This window comes from Paraburkholderia sp. GAS38, assembly GCF_050434965.1.
Classification (GTDB): domain Bacteria; phylum Pseudomonadota; class Gammaproteobacteria; order Burkholderiales; family Burkholderiaceae; genus Paraburkholderia; species Paraburkholderia phenazinium_A.
This window is the reverse complement of the sequence record NZ_JBNDJO010000010.1, coordinates 109773-129004: the sequence shown is the minus strand read 5'-3', so window position 1 is coordinate 129004 and position 19232 is coordinate 109773. Positions and strand designations below refer to the sequence as shown.

Annotated in this window: 16 protein-coding genes; 5 read left to right on the top strand and 11 right to left on the bottom strand. The window is 62.4% G+C overall.

Features of this window, described 5'->3' with window-relative positions; translation table 11 throughout:
• Window positions 1–978 (top strand): tryptophan 2,3-dioxygenase, encoded by a 978-nt coding sequence (kynA, locus tag P3T42_RS22900; RefSeq protein ID WP_429307327.1) that lies wholly within the window; start codon window positions 1–3, stop codon window positions 976–978.
• 725 nt (window positions 979–1703) lie between these two features.
• On the opposite strand, the gene P3T42_RS22895 is transcribed toward kynA, so the two are convergent.
• From P3T42_RS22895 to P3T42_RS22880, 4 genes are all read right to left on the bottom strand, one after another.
• On the bottom strand, window positions 1704–2000 hold the full coding sequence (locus P3T42_RS22895) for a hypothetical protein (protein ID WP_143788481.1): 297 nt from the start codon (window positions 1998–2000) through the stop codon (window positions 1704–1706).
• 85 nt (window positions 2001–2085) lie between these two features.
• Entirely contained in the window at window positions 2086–4482 is a 2397-nt protein-coding gene (locus tag P3T42_RS22890) for a DUF6531 domain-containing protein (protein ID WP_429307326.1), read from the bottom strand.
• Between the two features lie 189 nt (window positions 4483–4671).
• A complete protein-coding gene (locus tag P3T42_RS22885; protein WP_074300648.1) occupies window positions 4672–5409 on the bottom strand; it encodes an SDR family oxidoreductase in 738 nt (245 codons plus the stop codon).
• A 30-nt stretch (window positions 5410–5439) separates the two neighbouring features.
• Window positions 5440–6435, bottom strand: coding sequence for an AraC family transcriptional regulator (locus tag P3T42_RS22880; RefSeq protein WP_074300649.1), 996 nt, complete (start codon window positions 6433–6435; stop codon window positions 5440–5442).
• Window positions 6436–6886: 451 nt separating this feature from the next.
• Between P3T42_RS22880 and dalD the strand changes: the two genes are divergently transcribed.
• The 3 genes from dalD to P3T42_RS22865 all read left to right on the top strand — a co-directional run bounded on the left by dalD (window position 6887) and on the right by P3T42_RS22865 (window position 10949).
• On the top strand, window positions 6887–8293 hold the full coding sequence (gene dalD, locus P3T42_RS22875) for a D-arabinitol 4-dehydrogenase (RefSeq protein WP_429307325.1): 1407 nt from the start codon (window positions 6887–6889) through the stop codon (window positions 8291–8293).
• 155 nt (window positions 8294–8448) lie between these two features.
• A complete protein-coding gene (xylB, locus tag P3T42_RS22870) occupies window positions 8449–9930 on the top strand; it encodes a xylulokinase (RefSeq protein ID WP_074300651.1) in 1482 nt (493 codons plus the stop codon).
• Between the two features lie 71 nt (window positions 9931–10001).
• Window positions 10002–10949: a sugar-binding transcriptional regulator gene (locus tag P3T42_RS22865; RefSeq protein ID WP_429307324.1), complete on the top strand. Its 948-nt coding sequence runs from the start codon at window positions 10002–10004 to the stop codon at window positions 10947–10949.
• Between the two features lie 54 nt (window positions 10950–11003).
• On the opposite strand, the gene P3T42_RS22860 is transcribed toward P3T42_RS22865, so the two are convergent.
• The 6 genes from P3T42_RS22860 to P3T42_RS22835 all read right to left on the bottom strand — a co-directional run bounded on the left by P3T42_RS22860 (window position 11004) and on the right by P3T42_RS22835 (window position 16847).
• Window positions 11004–12356, bottom strand: coding sequence for a purine-cytosine permease family protein (locus tag P3T42_RS22860; RefSeq protein WP_074300653.1), 1353 nt, complete (start codon window positions 12354–12356; stop codon window positions 11004–11006).
• Window positions 12357–12477: 121 nt separating this feature from the next.
• Window positions 12478–13473 carry a biotin-dependent carboxyltransferase family protein gene (locus tag P3T42_RS22855; RefSeq protein WP_429307323.1) on the bottom strand — a complete coding sequence of 332 codons (996 nt, stop codon included), beginning with the start codon at window positions 13471–13473 and terminating at the stop codon, window positions 12478–12480.
• Complete coding sequence (locus P3T42_RS22850) at window positions 13463–14338, bottom strand: 5-oxoprolinase subunit B family protein (RefSeq protein WP_074300655.1); 876 nt, start codon at window positions 14336–14338, stop codon at window positions 13463–13465. The genes P3T42_RS22855 and P3T42_RS22850 overlap by 11 nt, the downstream gene beginning before the upstream one ends.
• Window positions 14335–15750: an acetyl-CoA carboxylase biotin carboxylase subunit gene (locus P3T42_RS22845; RefSeq protein ID WP_143788559.1), complete on the bottom strand. Its 1416-nt coding sequence runs from the start codon at window positions 15748–15750 to the stop codon at window positions 14335–14337. Before P3T42_RS22845 ends, P3T42_RS22850 begins: the two co-directional genes overlap by 4 nt.
• 22 nt (window positions 15751–15772) lie before the next feature.
• Window positions 15773–16015 (bottom strand): acetyl-CoA carboxylase, encoded by a 243-nt coding sequence (locus P3T42_RS22840; protein ID WP_074300657.1) that lies wholly within the window; start codon window positions 16013–16015, stop codon window positions 15773–15775.
• Between the two features lie 52 nt (window positions 16016–16067).
• The gene (locus tag P3T42_RS22835) at window positions 16068–16847 is read right to left on the bottom strand and encodes a 5-oxoprolinase subunit PxpA (RefSeq protein ID WP_429307322.1); all 780 of its coding nucleotides are present in this window, start codon (window positions 16845–16847) and stop codon (window positions 16068–16070) included.
• Window positions 16848–17115: 268 nt separating this feature from the next.
• Here P3T42_RS22835 and P3T42_RS22830 point away from each other — a divergent pair, with 268 nt between their 5' ends.
• The gene (locus P3T42_RS22830) at window positions 17116–18036 is read left to right on the top strand and encodes a LysR family transcriptional regulator (RefSeq protein WP_074300659.1); all 921 of its coding nucleotides are present in this window, start codon (window positions 17116–17118) and stop codon (window positions 18034–18036) included.
• Between the two features lie 49 nt (window positions 18037–18085).
• Here the strand turns inward: P3T42_RS22830 and P3T42_RS22825 are convergent, their stop codons facing one another.
• Window positions 18086–19195 (bottom strand): ABC transporter ATP-binding protein, encoded by a 1110-nt coding sequence (locus P3T42_RS22825; protein ID WP_074300660.1) that lies wholly within the window; start codon window positions 19193–19195, stop codon window positions 18086–18088.
• Between the last annotated feature and the right edge of the window lie 37 nt (window positions 19196–19232).

Sequence of the window (19232 nt, the reverse complement as noted above, 5' to 3'; positions counted from 1 at the left end):
ATGACCGATCATATGCAAACGCCGGGCGTTCCTGGTTCGCAAGAAGAGTCCGGTGCTGCGCCGGCGCAGGGGGGGTGTCCTTTTGGTCACGGCAGCGGTAGCGCGGCGGCACACGCTACGCAGACTGCGCACGCGCCGCACGTTCCGGCAGCCGATGACGACGGCTGGCACAACGCCCAGCTCGATTTCTCGAAGTCGATGAGCTATGGGGATTACCTGTCGCTCGGCTCCATCTTGTCCGCGCAGCATCCGCTCTCGCCGGATCACAACGAGATGCTGTTCATCATCCAGCATCAGACCAGCGAACTGTGGATGAAGCTCGCGTTATATGAGCTACGTGCTGCGCTCGATGCGGTGCATCGCGATGAGTTGCCGCCTGCGTTCAAGATGCTCGCGCGGGTGTCGCGCATCATGGAGCAACTGGTGCAGGCGTGGAGCGTGCTGTCGACCATGACGCCTTCCGAGTACACCGCGATGCGGCCTTATCTGGGTAGCTCGTCTGGGTTTCAGTCGCATCAGTATCGGCAGATCGAGTTTCTGCTCGGTAACAAGAATGAGTTGATGCTGAAGCCGCATGCGCATCGGCCTGATGTGCTTGCTGAAGTGAAGGCCACGCTCGAAGCGCCTTCGTTTTATGACGAAGTGATCCGGTTACTCGCGCGGCGTGGGTTTGCGATCGCGCCGGAGCGGTTGGAGCGGGATTGGACCCAGCCGACTACGCACGACGCGTCGGTTGAGGCGGCGTGGCTTGAGGTGTATCGCAATCCTTCGCAATACTGGGAACTGTATGAGATGGCCGAGGAGCTGGTCGATCTGGAGGACGCGTTTCGGCAGTGGCGCTTCAGGCATGTGACCACGGTTGAGCGGATTATTGGGTTCAAGCAGGGCACGGGCGGGACGAGTGGGGCGCTCTATCTGCGCAAGATGCTTGATGTCGTGCTGTTTCCAGAGTTGTGGCATGTTAGGACGATGCTTTAGGCGACGTTGCTGGTCAACAACAAAACATTTGATGACGGTTCTTGCGGCCGCGAAGGCCTCCTCGGACTCGCAAGAACACGCTCTCTCTTTTCCTATGTCGCTTCCCGCATATCGCACTTTACTTGGCCCCTTGCCTCGTACTGCAATGAGCGATCTCAAGAGTCGACCAGTTCGGCCGCAGCAAAGGGCCGTCTGAGTAACGAACAAACTCGAGTTGGTAAAGCCGGTGGGCCGCGTCCGCAAGCAGCAGAACATCCACCACCGCTCCGTCCATATCCCTGCGGATACGTGTGCTGTCCCCACTCGGCAGGCCGTTGATAGCCATCGAGATGGAGTACGAGCAAGGAATCGTCGTACGCTATGGATTCCACGCGCGCGGTTGTCAAATCATGTAGGAGCTTGTCCCGCTCTGCTGGATCAAGCCGCATTGCCACGCTGCGAATGAAGCCTCGCTCGTTCTCAATCAGCTCACGCACGATGTCGAGACTTGGTCGCTGAGGTTTGCATCAACGCTGGTGGCATCCATACAAATTTATTCGTAGACAAGGCGGATCGGCTCCGGAAGTCGCGACACGTGCTGTCGATGGTCAGCGCCTCGACGCAGGTCTCACGGAGCCGATACCGCCTCATGACTCCAACTTTGAGCAGCTCTCCGCCTTACCCGTGCAACACTCCGAGAGGCAGGGTTCGCTCTTTGCCCATCGTGGACTTGAACAGGATGCCGCTCATGCAGTGCCTGTTTTCGTGGGGGGCGAGTCGGGTATAAACCGAACTGTGGACCAGTTCGGTTTCTGCAAATCCCCACCCCACCAACGCACATATTCAAGCTCGAAGAGTCTGTCAGTTGGGTCAGCGAACAGCAGCAGTGCAATCGGCGAGCCGTCTACATCATCCATCAATCCCTCGGCCGGATATAGCCGTTGCCCGGAGTACGGCGCGCGTTGATATCCGGCGAGGTGAAAACGGATTAATGCTCCATCTGGCAATGTGACTTCTGCCTGCGCGCTCGCCAGATCACTCATCAGCCTCCTGGAAGCCTCATCGTCTAGCCGGTGAGCTATGCCGGTGATAAAAGCTATTTCATTGTCGGTTAGTGCGCGAAGCATATCAACGTACCGGAAAGATGGTTCCAACACTCACTGTACCGTCTGGCAACATAAACGCCCGCCACTCCACCAAAACTCCGTCGACCGTCATTCTTCCTACCATGTCCGTATTCGGCGTCATGTCTGAGCTGATATTGTTCACTATATCTGCAACCTCACTTTGTGCGTCCGCAACGTTGACCCCTTCCTGCTCAAGTCGCGATGCATAGTGGGTGGTCTGGAACCTGATATTACCTGCATTGTTCGCCCCGGTCGGCTTACATTGCTTCGCCTCCGTCGCCTGTCGAATGCCATTCTTGGCCACCCACATGGGGTCTTTTGCAAGCTGGTAAACGAGCCAGGCAAAGCGAGCCCCCGACGCAATGGCGCACTCAGGACACACTGGCTCCAGCCCCTGCTCCTGAACAAACTGCAGCGCTTTTACCCAACCCAGCAAATTGACCGGCGGCCCTGCGGGTGCGACACCCGATTCGAAATTGTCGAGCCATTTGTCAATCTCGTCGCTGCCGATCGATACGTCAGGCCCGAGATTTGTCGATACCGTCGCCGTCCGACCAACCACCCGGCCATCCGCCGAATACGTATAGTTCACCTTGAGGAAACGCTTGACGTTTCCGTTCAGAGGTCCAGGATATTCCTGGTACTGGAAAGTAGTGAGACGGCCACGGATGTCATATGCCGGGTTGGCAAAGAAGCCTGGCCCCTCGATTGTGATGACTCTGTGAGCCGTATCACGGAGCCTCATGTTGATCGAGGTGCCGGTCTTCCGGTCGAGAATCGAACGGAGATTCCCAGTCTGGTCTTGCGTGACCCCCCATTCGCCAGTCAATCGACCGTCTTCGTACATCTGCGCAAACGTCACCTGATTCGCAGAGTTGTACACAAGCCCATAGCTTCGGCTTATCCCATCACCAAGCCTTGCGTCGAACCCACTCGCGCCGGTTGAATCGGTCGTCGGACGCTCGCTAATGCCGGTCACGTTACCGTTGCTATCGTAGACGTACGTTCGGAGCCAACCCGGCGAAGCGACCATATACGGACGCAAACTAACCGAGTCTGCATACCGCACTGTCGTGATACCCAAGCCCAACTTGTTGCGAACAGTCGCTTGGGTAGGGCGATTGAACTCGTCGTACACGTATTGGACATTCTTGTCATACGGCGCGATATCGGTCGTCAGGTTACCGAGGGTATCCCAACCCATGCTGTACCCAGCGTCATTGCCAGTCGGGCGCGATGTACCGCCAAACGGGGAGAAATTCACCGTCGTGGCGCGCTGGCTGCTGGTGACGGTCGTCGCACCGCTCCCGTAGGCGAACGACGCATTCCGAGTTGTGTCGGGATGACTAACCGCCGTGGCGCGCCCGTTGGCGTCGTATGTCCATGTCGAGATACGGGAGCCGGTCTCATCGATCACACCCGTCAGGGCGCTCGCGAAACGCGTGTCCTCATAGACATAGCGACGCACGTTGCCATCCGGCCAGGTGACCAATACCAGATTGTTATAAGTGTCATAGCCATACTGCGTGACATTCCCCGTCGAATCGCCCATCTGCGTGATGCGCCACTTCGCATCGTAGGTCAGCCGTATCGCAAGGTCGTAGTACGGATTCGTCCCTGCCGCATGCTCACTGATGCTTACGAGCAAGCCTGGTGCTGGCGCCACGTTTCCAGGGGTATTGCTATCGCTATAAGTCAGCGTAGTGATCCGTCCGTCGTGATCGGCGACGGACAACAAGATTCCTTGTGCGGAATAGGTTTCGGCACTTCCATCGGTCAGGTCATTTAGCGTCCACGAAGACGAACTTTGCGCGAGCGTCAGCGGCGTTCCGTCAGTTGGGCGCCATGCACCGGATGCCTTGCTGAACGACACAGAGCTCCCGTTCTCCCTGTAAGCAACAACCCGGGAAGGAGCGCCGTTCACGGCCGTGAGATTTAGCTGGCGCTGCCAGTTGTGAAACCATAGCGAGCCAAAGCCCGAATCCGGTCGCGTGACGGGTCCGGCTCGATAGGTACGACGGAACACAAACGGCCGGTCGTCACCGCTATGAAAGTCGACTTCAGAGAGAGTGGTTGCGCCGGAGCTCGCATAGACCGGATCCGCTACCGGGCAGCTTCGATCGTCGCTCGTATCATCAGGCGGAGCGGCGCACCACCGCTTGACGACGGGCAGTTCTGCCGTACATCGGTACGTGGCCATCCCAACTGGGGTATTGCTGGAAGCGATAAGCGGACAAGACGACGTGCCTTGAATCGCCCCAGACTTCGGGTAAAGGCCGAAGCAAATCCCGTCTCCGTTTTCAGCATTCGCTCCGAATGCCACCAACAGCAAAACGATCGCCGAAAGCAAACGGGCCAACATGAATGCTGGCCCGTGACATGACATTTTATTTTTCATCAACCGTCCCTTTGCAAGGTGTCGCTAGATAAACGTAAAGCACGACACACTGCATGGGAACGTAGCAAAGCGGCATACGAAATTTCCGAAACTACAACGGCGACCTACCCTCGCCAGAAAAATCGCACGAAACGGCAAGCATTCCTGAATGAAAAATTCTTAAACACTGCAGGCAATACACCCTTCCGACTACCTCGCCGTATACCCCCCATCAATCGCCAACGCCACCCCACTAATCATAGAAGCCGCATCACTTAGCAAAAACAAAATCGGCTCCGCCACCTCACGCGGCTCGGCGAAGCGTTTCAAAGGAATCCCCTCCAAAGCCGGCCCACGTTTAGCCGGATCGCTCCAGGCCAGCACGGCCATCGGCGTAAGCGTCACGGTTGGGTTCACGCTATTCACGCGAATCCCGTACGGCCCAAGCTCAATGCATAGCGCGCGCGTGATCGCATCCATCGCCGCTTTTGACGCGGAATAGCTCAAATGATCATCCAGCGCCACAAGCCCCGCCTCGCTCGACACATTGACGATACTCCCCTGCCGCTTGCCTTCGATCATCCCCCGCGCCACATGGCGCGCCACCAGCGCCGCGCCGCGCGCATTCACCGCCATCACGCGATCGAAACTCGCCGCGGTCGTATCGATCGCGCGCTCCAGCAACGCGATGCCCGCACAATTCACGAGGCCATCGAACGCGTCGAGATCCGCCAGCGCCTCGTCGATGGCGGCCGGATCGCCGACATCGAGCACCAGCGGCTCGCATCCGGTCTCTTCAGCTAGACGCGCCAGTTCGCTGACGTTACGCGCCGCCGCGACGACACTCGCTCCGCTCGCGCACAACAGCTCGACGGTGGTACGGCCGATGCCGCTCGATGCGCCCGTGACGAGAATCGAGCGCCCTGAAAAATCAAAGGTTGTGTTCATAGAGGGTTATAGCCGGTGCATGATCGCGGCTTAAGCTTGCGGATAAGCAGCGCGTGCGGTCCGCGTATGAGCATGATCGTGAGCCGGCACAGCCGGCACAATCGACGGCGCATTCTCGCCGCCCGCATCGCGAGCAGCCGCTTCGTCGGAGGCGTCACCGCTTGCATCGTTCAATTGCTGATAGCGACGAAACTTCGACGGCGCCATACCCTTGGCGACCAGAAACTGACGGTTGAAATTGGACAGGTTATTGAAACCCACCTTGTAGCAGATGTCCGTAATGCTCAACGCGTCGTCCATCAGCAACTGACACGCAAGATTGATACGCATGCGGTTCACATACTGCACGAACGGCATGCCCGTATGGCGGCGAAAATAACGCGAGAACGCGCTCACGCTCTGACCGGCCAGTTGAGCCAGGTCCGACTCGCGCAACTCCGCCGAAAGATTCTTGCCGATATACGACAGCGCATGATTGATGCGCGTCGCCGCGAACCCGGTGGGATCCGCCTGATACGCAGGACTCGCAAGCAGTTCGCTATCCTCAGCAGTCACCAGCATTTCGAGCATCGACATGAACAGCATGAGGCGACGCAAGCCGCGTGCGGCCAGCAACTCCAGAAAGAGCGGCTGGATCGCCGCGCTGGTTTGCGCCCCGAACAACACGCCGCGCCGCGAACCCGCCAGCAAGGCTTCCACCTGACGCCACTCCGGAAAGCTCTCCATGCAGTGCGTGACGAACTCCTGACCGAACTGCAGGATCAGGTTGCGTTGCTCGACGGTTTCGCCTTCGGGCACATCGCTCACCCAGTTGTGCGGCAGGTTCGGTCCCAGCATCACCAGATTGCCCGGCGCAAAACTGCCGATGTGATCGCCGACGAACATCTTGCCCGTGGTCGCCACGATCAGATGGATTTCGTATTCGGGGTGAAAATGCCAGCGCACCGTGCGGTACGGGTAGCCGTGATACCACGCCTTGAACGATTCGTCGCGGCTCACAGCCACGAGTTCGAGATCGGGTTGCACGTGTCTTCCTCCATTGAATCGGCCCGGTACGGCGCGACTGGTTGAGCGCGCCGCCGGTCTTCGGTTTGTATAACGAAAATTAGACCTCAAACCGCTGGCCCGCCACTAAAAACGGCACCGCCGACTAATACTTTTTTGCGCGGCGTTCGTCCGGGCACTTTGTGCATCAAGTTTGATGCAATGCAGCAGCCCCGCAAAGTCGCTCCCTATAACGGCGTGAACGGACTGCCCCTCTCCAGAAGCGCTCGCCACGCGGCGCTGCGCCACAGATTGACGCGTTTGCCGCCTTGACTTTCGATTCGCCGGGTACGATCATTCGCTCACATACAGAGCAAATGCTCCAAATCAGAAAATGCACGCCCAGACTGTGCGCGAAGCGCTTTCGCCACCGTATGGCATGGGACCGTCGTCAGCGCTGATGCGCTAACGACGGTCGACACCGGAGACAGACATGAATAGCGGCCAAAGCGGCGTCGCGGACGCCCACGTGATCTTGCACATCGGCGCAGGATCGTTTCACCGCGCCCATCAGGCGTGGTATCTGCACCGCCTGAACGAGTTGCGCAAGGAAGGCGAACCCCGCTGGTCGCTTACCGTCGGCAATATTCGCGGCGACATGAATCCGGTGCTCGACGCGCTCGCTGCGCAGGACGGCGTCTATACGCTCGAAACCGTGACGCCCGCCGGCAAGCGCGAGTATGAGACGGTGCGTTCGATCGAACGCGTGGTGTCGTGGTCCGAAAGCCTCGACGGTCTGATCGAAGCCGGCGCCGATCCAGCGTGCAAGATCATCGCCTTCACGGTCACCGAAGGCGGCTACTACCTCGACGAACACGACCGCCTCGACACCGCCAACCCGGATCTCGCAGCCGACCTGAAGGGCGGCCACACCACCATCTACGGTGCGCTGGCGGCGATTCTGGAAGCTCGCGTGCAACGCAATGCCGGCCCGGTGACGCTGCAAAGCTGCGACAACCTGCGCAGCAACGGCGAGCGGTTTCACGCCGGCATGAGCGAATTCCTCGAGCGGCGCGGCGCCAACGCGCTCGCCGCATGGCTCGACGCCAACACCACCTCGCCGAGTTCGATGGTCGACCGCATCACGCCGCGGCCGACCCCGGACGTGCGCGAGCGCGTGCTCGCCGCCACCGGTTTCGACGACGCCGTGCCGGTGATGGGCGAGGCGTTCATCCAGTGGGTGATCGAAGACCGTTTCTGCGCCGGACGTCCCGCTTGGGAGCGCGTCGGCGCGGAGCTGGTCGACTCGGTGGTGCCGTACGAAGAGGCCAAGATCCGCATCCTCAACGCCACCCATAGCTGCATCGCGTGGGCGGGCACGCTGGTCGGGCTGAACTACATCCACGAAGGCACGCTCGACGCCGGGATCCGCCAGTTCGCCTACGACTACGTGACCGAGGACGTGATCCCCTGCCTCACGCCGAGCCCGCTCGACCTGGCGCGCTATCGCGATGTCGTGCTGGACCGCTTCAGCAATCCGCACATCCAGGACACCAATCAACGGGTCGCCGCCGACGGCTTCTCGAAGATTCCCGGCTTCATTGCGCCGACGCTCGCCGAATGCTTCGCGCGCGGCGTCGAACCGGCGGCCACCGCGGTGTTGCCGGCGTTGTTCTTCCGCTTTCTCGACCGCTGGCAGGCCGGCAAATTGCCGTACGCCTATCAGGACGGCGTGATGGACGAGCGCGTCGCCCGCGCCTTCTTTGCCGCACCGGATCCGCTGCAGGCCTTCTGCGCCGACCGGCTGCTGTGGGGCAGCATGGCGCAGACGCCGCATCTGGAGAAAGCGCTGCGCGGCGCGCTGGCCCGCGTGGATGCGTGGCTGGCGAAGCGCACCTGAGTTTCAGGAGGTTTGGGGGCGCGCCCACCGCGCCTCCAGGCTTCCGCCCTGCTCCACAACACCCCGTTCCACCCCAGGCCAGGTCTAACGCCCATGGCATCGCCCGCCGTGTGCGGCTAAAGTAGCGCATCCCCAACGACGAAGGTTCCGCGCCCATGTATCTCGGCATCGACCTCGGCACGTCCGAAGTGAAAGTCCTGCTGCTTGCGTCCAATGGCCGCGTCGTCGGCACGGCAGGTTCTCCATTCACCGTCTCGCGCCCGCATCAGCGCTGGGCCGAACAGAATCCCTCCGACTGGTGGGACGGCACGCGCGCCGCCCTGTCCACCTTGCGCGCGAAGCACCCCGACGAGTTCGCCCAGGTGCGCGGCATCGGCCTGTCCGGCCAGATGCACGGCGCGGTGCTGCTCGATGCGCAAGACCGGGTGCTGCGTCCGGCCATCCTGTGGAACGACATGCGCAGCGTCGAGGAATGCGCCGAGCTGACCGAGCGGGCGCCGGAGCTGCATGAGATCGCCGGCAATCTGGCGATGCCCGGTTTCACAGCGCCCAAGCTGCTGTGGGTGGCACGCCATGAGCCGGAGATCTTCCGCCAGACCGCCTGCGTGCTGCTGCCCAAGGATTATCTGCGCCTGCAACTGACCGGCGACAAGGTGTCCGATCCCTCGGACGCCGCCGGCACGCTGTGGCTCGACGTGGCGAAGCGCGACTGGTCCGACACGCTGCTCGCCGCCTGCGACATGACCCGCTCGCAGATGCCGCGCCTGTGCGAAGGCAGCGAATCGTCCGGCACCTTGCGCGCCGACATCGCGCGCGAGTTTGGTCTGGGCGAAGGTGTCGTCGTCGCGGCGGGCGGCGGCGACAATGCCACCAGCGCGATCGGCATCGGCGCCACGCAACCGGGCGACGGTTTCGTATCGCTCGGCACCTCGGGCGTGCTGTGCGTCGTCGGCGACAGTTTCCGGCCGAATCCAGCTTCCGCCGTGCATGCCTTCTGCCACGCGATTCCGGACCGCTGGCATCAGATGAGCGTGGTGCTGTCGGCGGCGAGTTGCCTGCGCTGGGTTTGCAAGCTCACCTCGACCGACGAACCCACCCTGCTCGCCGAAATCGAAGCGCTCGCGCCCGACGCGCTGGCGAGCGCGCCGTTCTTCCTGCCGTATCTGTCCGGCGAGCGCACGCCGCATAACGATCCGTATGCGCAAGGCGTGTTCTTCGGCATGAACCACGCCACCGATCGCGCGCTGCTCGGCTACGCCGTGCTCGAAGGCGTGACCTTCGCGCTCACCGACGGCCTCGACGCCCTGCGCGCGGCCGGCACCGAAGCGAGCGCGCTGTCGCTGCTGGGCGGCGGCGCGCGCAGCAACTACTGGGCGCAACTGCTCGCCGATGCGCTCAACACCACCACCCGCAAGCACGGCGGCGGCGAGACCGGCGCTGCGCTCGGCGCGGCCCGCCTCGGCTGGCTGGCCGCCGGCGGCGATCCGGCGCTGGTGCTGAGCAAGCCGCCGGTGGAAGTGGAATTCACCCCGAACCCGACCCGGCATGCGGCCTTGCGCACGCGGCTGGATGGCTTCCGGGCGTTGTACCGGCACGTACGGCCGCTGTTCGACCCGTCGCGCGAGCGGCTGGCTTAGGGATGACATTCATGCCGGAATCGGCAGGCTGAGCGGCTGCTATCATCGGCGCAAACCACAAGAAGCCCATCGTGCCCAAGTCCAACGAAAAACTCGACCTCGCCACGCGCGCCGCCTGGCTCTACTACGTGGCCGGCAACACCCAGAACGAAATCGCCGAGAAGCTGCAGGTCTCGCGACCGGTGGCGCAACGGCTGGTCGCGTTCGCCGTCGAGAAGAACCTGATCCGGGTGCGGGTCGACCATCAACTGGCCGATTGCCTCGCGCTCGCCGAGCAGCTATCGAAGCGCTACGGCCTGTCGATGTGCGAGGTGGTGCCGGTGGACAGCGACACCTCCGAAGAGATCGACCGCAAGCTGGCGGTCGCCGGCGCGCAGGTGATGGAACGGTATCTGAACGAAGAAAAGCCGATGGTGGTCGCGGTGGGCAGCGGCCGAACCCTGAAAGCCGCGGTCGATCAGATCGCCCAGCTGGACCGTCCGCAGCACCGGCTGGTATCCATGGTCGGGGCGATCGCCCAGGACGGCTCCTCGAACCGCTATGACGTCGCGCTGCACATCTCCGAGAAGACCGGCGGCAAGCACTTTCTGCTGCCCGCGCCGCTGCTCGCCGATAGCGAGGCCGAACGCGCGCAGTGGTGCAATCACCGGCTGTACCGGATCGTCGAATCGTTGACGAGCGAGGCGGATGTCGCGTTTGTCGGGATCGGCAATGTCGGGCCGCACTGTCCGCTGCACGAGGATGGCTTCATCACCGCGGCGGAAGTGAAGGAACTGATGCAGCACAAGGCGGTGGCCGAGATGCTCGGCTTGCCGATCGACGCAACCGGCGCGCATGTCGAATCGTCGACGGGGCAGCGCGTGACCAGCGTCGCACTGGATTCGCCGCCGCGGCGCCCGACGATCGGCTTCGCCGGCGGCGAACGCAAGCGCGATGCGGTGATTGCGGTGCTGAAAGGCGGATGGCTGTCGGGGCTGGTGACCGACGAGCGGGTTGCGCGCGCGGCGCTGGAAGCGTGAAGTCAAGGCGCGCCGTCCGTTGAGCCGGGGCGGCCCCTGCTGAGCCGCCCCGCTCTAGCCCCGCACGAACCACGTCCGCTTCGCCGACATCAGCATCCCCCGATAGACGAGCCACGACACGCCAAAGCTCGCCGGTGCGGAGAACGACTGCGCCAACCCCGGCACATTCATCAGCACGAGGCCAGCGAACGCCCCCGCAAACCATGCCGTCAAACCGCCCGGGTTAAAAGCCGGCACGTGCGAGTCGCGGCACTCGATCTCACCGCCCAGCAGTTCGTCATAGCGGGTCGAGAGGATATGCGCGAGCGCCACGCCGACCCACGCAACCACAAAGATCCCCTGATAAGCAAGCGCCTGCAGTATCTTCGAAAACACGTCGGCCATCATCAAGCCGTAGACGACCACCCCGACGACGAGTGCCCACACGAACTTCGGCGCGCGCAGCCCTGCCGCTTTCTGAAAGAAGGCCTGCATATTGATCGCCGCGAGATAGTAGTTCGCGGTATTGATGCGCGACTGCGTCACCCACACGAACAGCAAGCCCCAGATGCCCATCAGTTTGAGCAACGCGAGCACGACCGACACTTCGGAGAGCGCACCGAGCGACGGGATCGAGCTGACCAGATAGATGCCGACCGCGCCGTTCAAAAGGAACGTCACCAGATAGAACGGCATGCCGAAGTTGAAACGGCCGTGGTACGTCGCATCCTGTTTGCGGCCGAAGCGCGCATAGTCGAACGTGAACATCATCAGCACCCAGACGCCCATGTAGTAGACGAAGCAACTCCACCAGCCGTTGGCCGGCAGCGCGCCCTTGGGTCCGAAATCGAGCCACGCCGGGTTATAGCCGTATTCGTGCGTGGTCAGCACGACCGCCGCCACCAGCCCAAGCAGATAGAACGGCAGCAGCACGCCGTTGAACCTGTCGAGCCAGTGCTGCACGCTGCCGAACACGAGCGGCACGCTATAGCACACGACGATCAGCGCGGCCCACCGATAATCGAGCAGCGGAAACAGACTGTGTGCCGCGACGGCTATCACCGAGCCTTCGAATACCGCGTAGTAAATCGCCGTGGCGAAAAAAATCAGCGTGGCGAGCGCCGCTCCGGCGCTGCCGAACAGCACCCGCGAAAACAGCGCGACAGACAGCCCGGTGCGAATCGCGTAGCGGCTGATGACCGAGTTGACGAGCCCATATGACACCACCGACAACGCCATCCCGATCAGCGCGTTGCGCGCACCGTAGGTGAGTGCGAGGGTCGCGCCCACGACGATATAGAACACCGCGCTGCAAACCGCCCACCACGCCATCGTGAGCGAAAACGCGGGCATCCGGGCGTTCTCCGGAATGGCGAGCGTGGATAGATCCAGCTCTCCTTCGGCTGCTTCCTGTGCCAGGTTGGCCATGATCGTACTCCTCAGTACACCTATGAATTAGGAAATGGCGCCACCACACCGCATGCGGCACAGTGGCGACACGTGAATGACAACCGGTATTGCGAGAAACGGCGAACGTACGACTCCCGCGCTAGCGCAGCAGCACCTCGCGCAGACGCGCAAGCCGCAATTGCGCGTCGCGTCGCGCGGCGAGCGCCTGCGCCATCGTGACCGGTACGAAGCGAGCCAGATGGTTGGGCTGCATTTGACCGATCGCATCCATGTCGGCGCTGATCACCGTGCCGATGGTCGCGTAGCCGCCACCCGACACCGCATCCCGATGCAGGATGATCGGCTCGAGGCCAGCCGGCACCTGGATGGACCCGATCGGATAGCAGGCGTCGACAATGTTCGAGGGATCCGCGCCGGCACCGAACGGCTGCTCGCGTTCGCGGAATGTGAGGGGACGTCCCTGCTTGTAGCGGTAGCCGATGCGATCTGCTTCGGGCGCAACCGCCCACGTGTCTTCAAAGAACGTACGGGCCGATTCGTCCGTCAGACGATGATGGTAGAGCCCCGGCAGCACGCGCAATTCCACCTCCCGCGCGAGCGGCACGCGCAAGGCATCGGGAAGTACCGCGCCTTCGCGTACCGGACCTCGCACACTGCCGACGCTCAGGCTGTCGCCCTTCTGCAGACGCCGTCCCTCAAGGCCGCCAATCGCACCCAGTGTGTACGTCGAGCGACTGCCCAGCACGACCGGCACATCGATCCCGCCCGCCACTGAAAGGTACGCTCGGGCACCGCCTTTCACGTAGTCGAACGTCAGCGTGCTGCCCGCCTTGATACGCAACGCCACATTGCATGCCTGCACCGCGCCGTCGATCTTCGGCGTCATCTCGGCGCCGGTCACCGCGATTAACGTCTCCACGTTGAACAGCAGTTGCGGTCCGAGCAGCGTGCACTCCAGCACCGCCGTCTCCTCGGCATTGCCGACCAGCAGATTGGCCGCCCGCAGCGCGTATTGATCGAGCGCACCTGAGGGAGGAATGCCGACGTGGTAATACCCTTGCCGGCCGGTATCCTGCACCGAGGTAGCCAGACCGGGCTTGACCACCTCGATCGCCTTGAGCAAGTCAGTTGGCATCGAGCACCTCCACCAGTGAGCGGTTGTACGCGTCAGGATCACGCATGAAAGCGTCTAGCGAAAAATTCACGGGCCGCACGCGCAACGAAAACGTGCCGGCCTCGACTTCGGCGAGCGCCTTGTCGTAGGTGTCGCGGTCGATCGGCTTGAACTTCACGATATCGCCGGGCCTGAAAAACACCATGAAGTCACGCAGATAGTCGAGGCGCTGTGCCGGATCGAAGATCGGCGCAGGCGTCACGCCGAACATCTGATAGCCGCCCGCACCCCGCACCGAGTAGATACAGCCGAAGCAGCCGCCGTGACCGACCGTCAGCTTCGGCGTATCGGTGCGCGGCCGCAGGTACTTGGGCACCTGCAAGTGCCGCTTGCGTTCGACCATCTGGAACATGAACGGCAGACCCGCCACGAAGCCGACCATCGAGACAAACCACGGCGACCCGGCGTGCGCAGCGATGAAGGCATCCACGTCACCGTATCCGTTGATACGGGCGGCGTATTGCAGATCGGTCGAGTCGGGATCCTGGTGGCGTTCGCGAAAGCGCATCAGCGTTTCGTGGGTCCACGGGTCGTTGTAGAGCACCGGCACTTCGACGATGCGCGTCGCGATGTTCAGATCGGCGGCGCCGACCTCCGCCTCGATCGTCTGGAGCAGCGCAAGCAGTACATCAGGCGCGATGATGTCCGGGTTGTAGCGCACCTGATATGACGCGTTCGCCGGACAGATCTCGGTGACGCCCGCCACTTTGCGGCGTTGCAGTTCGCGCGTGATCGCCGTCCCCTTGAAGAACGCATCGAGCGACATGTCCTCGCTGATCTCGACGAAGATGAATTCATCGCCACCGAACGTGTACCGAATCGTCATGCTGCCTCCGCGGAAAGTTGGGCGCGCCAGCCGGTCATCCACGCCTCGAGATAGTTGGTGTGATAGCGGCCGGCGCGCACGTCCTCATCGGACAGCAGCGCGCGGTGTAGCAATGCCGTCGTTTTCACGCCGCCAATGCGCAACTCGCCCAACGCCCGCTCGAGTCGCGCCAGCGCCGCGGGCCGGCTCTCGTCGGACACGATCAGTTTGGCAAGCAGGGAATCGTAGAACGGCGGCACGGCGTACCCCTGATACAGCATCGAATCGATGCGCACACCTGGGCCGGTCGGCCACACGAGTTCATCGATCCGCCCGGGATTCGGGCGGAAATCCTGCTCGGGATCTTCCGCGTTGATCCGGCATTCGAGCGCGGCACCCCGCATCGTGATGTCACCCTGACGGAAACGCAACGGCTCCCCATCGGCAATGCGCAGCGTTTCCCGTACCAGGTCGACGCCTGTGATCGCCTCGGTGACCGGATGCTCGACCTGAATGCGCGTGTTCATTTCGATGAAATAAAACTCGCCGCGCGTATCGTCGAACAGGTATTCCAGCGTCCCCGCACTGCGATATCCGACTTGCCGTGCCAGCCGCGTGGCGGATGCGCACAGCACCTCGCGCAATGCCGGGGTGAGCGACGGCGAAGGCGCTTCCTCGAGGATCTTCTGGCGGCGCCGCTGCAGCGAGCACTCGCGCTCGAACAGGTGAACCACGTCTTTGCCGTCGCCTAGCACCTGTACTTCGATATGCCGCGCACAGGCAATGAAGCGTTCCAGATACACGCCGCCATCGCCGAATGCGGCCTGCGCTTCGCGTTGCGCAAGCGGCAACTCGGCGTCGAGCTGCGCGGCGTCGTGGGCGACGCGAATGCCCCGTCCACCGCCCCCGGCGGCCGCCTTGATCATCACCGGATAACCGATGCGAGCGGCAATCTCGCGTGCTTCACCGAGCGACAACACAATGCCGTTACTGCCTGGCACGGTCGGCACATCGGCGCGCTGCGCCGTTTCGCGGGCGCGGGCCTTGTCGCCCATGGTCGCGATCACGGTTGACGAGGGTCCGACGAAGATCAGCCCTGACGCTTCGACCTGCGCCGCAAAGGCGGCGTTCTCCGACAGGAAGCCGTAGCCGGGGTGAATAGCGTCCGCGCCGCATTGCTTCGCTGCGGCCAGAATCGCCGCCGGATTCAGATAGCTCTTCACCGCGTGCGCCGGGCCGATAGGCACGGCTTCGTCCGCCATGCGCGCCGCCAGACTGTCGCGGTCGGCATCGCTGACGGCGGCGACCGCGCGCATGCCCAACTCGTGCGCCGCGCGAATCACCCGCACTGCGATCTCGCCGCGGTTCGCCACCAGCACGGTGCGAATACGCTGCGGCCGATAGAAGCTTGTCGTGGAAGCGTTCGTGTCCAGCCGATTGCTTGCATTTGTCACGTTAGGCCTCGACTCGCATCAGAACCTGTCCGGCATCCACCGGCTCGCCGTCTTCGACGAGAATCTCGGTGACTTGTCCGCTCACAGTCGTTTCGACGTCGCTGAACTGCTTCATCACCTCCACCAGTCCTACCACGGTGCCGTCTGTAACCGACGCGCCTACTTCGACGTACGGTGCCGCATCCGGCGATGCCCGCCGGTAAAAGGTGCCCGGCAAGGGACTGACGATGTCGTGTTGTGCCATCTGTGTGCTCCTCAAGTCTGATTCGATGCTGATACGGCTCTGATGATGGGTGTCAGTGGACCCGTGCAGGCAGCGGCGCGGCGACGCGGATGTCGTGGCGCGTCAGCAGCGCCCGCGTGGACTCGACCAGCTTGAGCGCACCGGGCGTATCGCTGTGGATGCATACCGAGTCGAAGTCGATCGCGATGTCGTCGCCGTCGACCGTCGCGACCCGTCCTTCGACACAGGCGCGCAGCACCTTCGCCGCGACCTGGGCCGCGTCGAGCCGTCCGACCCGCCGCGTAAAAACGATCGAGCCGCTGCGGTCGTAATCGCGATCGGCGTAGAACTCGCGAATCACCGGCTGGCCGAGTTCGCGCGCGATCCGGTAGGTGACCGACGCTTCCATGCAATACAGGAGAAGCGTCGGATCGAGCCTCTGCAGCGTTTCGATCAGCAGGCGCGACAGGCCTTCGTCCCGCGCGGCCAGCATGTAGAGCGCGCCGTGCGGCTTCACATGCTGCACGCTGACGTTGTAGAGCCGCGCGAATTCCCGCAACGCGCCAAGCTGGAAAATGATGTCGTTGACGAGCGCCTGCGGCGACTCGGTGATCGTGCGGCGCCCGAACCCCACCAGATCGCGAAACCCCGGATGCGCGCCGACCCCGACGCCCGCCTGCTTCGCGAGCTGCACGGTGCGCGCCATGATGTTGGGGTCACCCGCGTGAAAGCCGGTCGCAATGTTCGCCGAACTGATGAGCGGCATGATGTCTTCATCGACGCCGTCGCCGATCTGCCATGCGCCAAAGCCTTCGCCCATGTCGGAATTCAAATCGACGCTGTGCTTCTTCATGCTGAATGTCTCCGTGGATCAGCCGCCTCAGTGCGTGAGAGATGCACATCCGGCCGGGTGAGGGAAACATTAACTGCCCGTCGCTCGCCAAAATAGTTCTATTTTTATATGGCACGTTATCTGTTTTTCAGATGTCCTCGCGATCGGGCGGATTCGCCCAGGCCTGTTCGTCAGGACATTCAACCCGACACGACGATCGGAACCGGCGCCGGTTTTTGGCGAAGATAAGATACTGCTTGATGCAATATCCTTTTTTCAGGCGAACGGTATGGCCTTGACCCTACGGCAACTCAAATATTTCGTGGCCACTGCCGAACTCGGCCAGATCTCGCAAGCCGCCATTCAACTGACTATTTCGCAGTCCGCCGTCACTAACGCGATCAAGGAACTCGAAGACAGCCTGGGCACGCAGCTGTTCTTGCGCACTGCGGCCGGCGTCACCTTGACTACCACCGGCCGGCGCTTCCTCAACCAGGCGTATACGATCCTGTCGTCGGTCGATGAAGCAATGCGCATTCCGAACCTCGAGAGCACGCTCACCGGGACCCTCGCCATCGCCGCGAGCTATACCGTACTGGGCTATTTCTTGCCGCATCATCTGCAGCGCCTGAATACGCTGTATCCGCGCCTGACGATTCAACTGCACGAATTGAACCGCGAGTCGATCGAGGAGGGTTTGATCGCCGGTCGCTACGACATGGCGGTACTGCTCACGTCGAACGTCGCGAACCCGGAGTTGATGCTGGAACCGGTTATCCATTCGGTTCGCAGGCTCTGGCTGTGCGCGCAACATCCTTTACTGAAGCGCGAGGTTGTCACGCTCGCCGATGTCGCCGCCGAACCCTTCGTCATGCTAACGGTTGACGAAGCGGCCTATACCGCGCTGCGCTACTGGAACGAGACGCCCTACCGGCCGAACGTGAAACTGCGCACCTCGTCTGTGGAAGCGGTGCGCAGCATGGTGGCGAACGGCAGCGGTGTGGCGATTCTGTCCGACATGGTGTATCGCCCCTGGTCGCTCGAAGGACGGCGGATCGAGACCATGCAGTTGCGCGATGCGGTGCCGCCGATGAGCGTCGGTCTGGCCTGGCGCAGAAACACAGAGTTGAGCCCCGGGATGCATGCCGTGCGTGAATACTTCCGGCACACTTTCATGGAACCACGGGCATTGAGTGCCGGCAACCTGTGAGCGCCGCGTACCCGAACAGGACGCGGCGTTGCGCCGCGTCCGTCGCATCTCAAGCCGCCAGCACCTCAACGATCTTGCGCTGGAAGGCCTTCCCTTCGGCATCGAACAGATGGCAATGCTCAGGCGTCGCGCCCAGCTTCTGCGTCTCGCCCTTCGTATGTCGGTCAAGCGGCGGAATGCGCGCGATGATCCCCTCCGGCGACACGCTCGACTCCGCGTACAGATAAGCCGCGTCACCCAGCGACTCGACCGCCATCGTGCGGGCCGAGATGCCGTCGTCGGTCATGCCGACGTGCAGATGCTCGGGGCGAATCCCAACCGTCACCTTGTCGCCCTGCTTCACCGCGCCCGGCTCCACCGCCACACGCTGGGTCTCGCCGGTTTCGTAGCGCACCGTGACGCCGTCGTGGGTGACCGACTGCACCACGCCTTCCATGAAGTTCATCTTCGGCGAACCGATAAACCCTGCCACGAACTTGTTGGCCGGCGCGTGATACAGCATCGTCGGACTGCCGACCTGTTCCACGTTACCCGCCGACAGCACCACGATCTTGTCGGCCAGCGTCATGGCTTCGACCTGATCGTGCGTGACGTAAATCATCGTGGTCTTCAGTTCGTCGTGCAGACGGGCGAACTCGAGGCGCATCTTCACGCGCAGCGCGGCGTCGAGGTTCGACAGCGGTTCGTCGAACAGGAACACCTTCGGCTTGCGCGTAATCGCGCGGCCGATCGCCACCCGTTGCCGCTGCCCGCCGGACAACTGCTTCGGCTTGCGATCGAGCAGGTGGTCGATATGCAGAATCTTCGCCGCGTTGCGCACCGCCGCGTCGATCTCCGGCTTCTTGGTGCCGGCAAGCTTGAGGCCGAACGCCATGTTGTCGTACAGCGTCATGTGCGGATAAAGCGCGTACGACTGGAACACCATCGCAATGCCGCGCTTGGCCGGCGGCACATCGTTCATGCGCGTGCCGTCGATGTTCAGGTCGCCGCTGGTGATGTCCTCGAGGCCGGCGATCATGCGCATCAGCGTCGACTTCCCGCAGCCGCTCGGACCGACGAACACGACGAACTCACCGTCCGCGATGTCGAGATTGATGTCGCGCATCACTTCGTTGTCGTCGTAGGCTTTTCTGATGTTACGCAGCGTTAAGCTTGCCATGATGTGTCTCCGTGTGTTGCTCGTACTACGTTAATCC

Bases quoted from the DNA above. Each gene is read 5' to 3' on its own strand.
- kynA (WP_429307327.1), top strand. From the start codon at position 1: ATGACCGATCATATGCAAACGCCGGGCGTTCCTGGTTCGCAAGAAGAG.
- P3T42_RS22895 (WP_143788481.1), bottom strand. From the start codon at position 2,000: ATGAGTGATCTGGCGAGCGCGCAGGCAGAAGTCACATTGCCAGATGGA.
- P3T42_RS22890 (WP_429307326.1), bottom strand. From the start codon at position 4,482: ATGAAAAATAAAATGTCATGTCACGGGCCAGCATTCATGTTGGCCCGT.
- P3T42_RS22885 (WP_074300648.1), bottom strand. From the start codon at position 5,409: ATGAACACAACCTTTGATTTTTCAGGGCGCTCGATTCTCGTCACGGGC.
- dalD (WP_429307325.1), top strand. From the start codon at position 6,887: ATGAATAGCGGCCAAAGCGGCGTCGCGGACGCCCACGTGATCTTGCAC.
- xylB (WP_074300651.1), top strand. From the start codon at position 8,449: ATGTATCTCGGCATCGACCTCGGCACGTCCGAAGTGAAAGTCCTGCTG.
- P3T42_RS22860 (WP_074300653.1), bottom strand. From the start codon at position 12,356: ATGGCCAACCTGGCACAGGAAGCAGCCGAAGGAGAGCTGGATCTATCC.
- P3T42_RS22855 (WP_429307323.1), bottom strand. From the start codon at position 13,473: ATGCCAACTGACTTGCTCAAGGCGATCGAGGTGGTCAAGCCCGGTCTG.
- P3T42_RS22850 (WP_074300655.1), bottom strand. From the start codon at position 14,338: ATGACGATTCGGTACACGTTCGGTGGCGATGAATTCATCTTCGTCGAG.
- P3T42_RS22840 (WP_074300657.1), bottom strand. From the start codon at position 16,015: ATGGCACAACACGACATCGTCAGTCCCTTGCCGGGCACCTTTTACCGG.
- P3T42_RS22835 (WP_429307322.1), bottom strand. From the start codon at position 16,847: ATGAAGAAGCACAGCGTCGATTTGAATTCCGACATGGGCGAAGGCTTT.
- P3T42_RS22830 (WP_074300659.1), top strand. From the start codon at position 17,116: ATGGCCTTGACCCTACGGCAACTCAAATATTTCGTGGCCACTGCCGAA.
- P3T42_RS22825 (WP_074300660.1), bottom strand. From the start codon at position 19,195: ATGGCAAGCTTAACGCTGCGTAACATCAGAAAAGCCTACGACGACAAC.